Consider the following 333-nt stretch of genomic DNA (forward strand, 5'->3'; position numbering starts at 1 on the left):
TCCGCGTCTTCGATGCCATGAACGACCCGCGCAACATGCAGGCCGCCCTGCAGGCGGTCCGCCGCCACGGCGCCCACGCCCAGGGCACCCTCAGCTACACCACCAGCCCGGCGCACACCCTGCAGACCTGGCTCGACCTCACCGAACAGCTGCTGGAGACCGGCGTTGATTCCATCGCCATCAAGGACATGTCCGGCATTCTGACGCCGCATGCCGCCTTTGAGTTGGTCAGCGAAATCAAGAAGCGCTATGACGTCACCCTGCACCTGCACTGTCATGCCACCACCGGGATGGCGGAGATGGCCCTGCTGAAAGCCATTGAAGCCGGGGTGG

1 pseudogene is annotated in these 333 nt (G+C 64.9%); it reads left to right on the forward strand.

Features of this window, described 5'->3' with window-relative positions:
• Positions 1-333, forward strand: a pseudogene (locus CWM61_RS28660) (oxaloacetate decarboxylase); the annotation flags it as partial.

This window comes from Klebsiella sp. K-Nf6, assembly GCF_002806655.1.
In the GTDB taxonomy this organism is placed as follows: Bacteria; Pseudomonadota; Gammaproteobacteria; order Enterobacterales; family Enterobacteriaceae; genus Klebsiella; species Klebsiella variicola.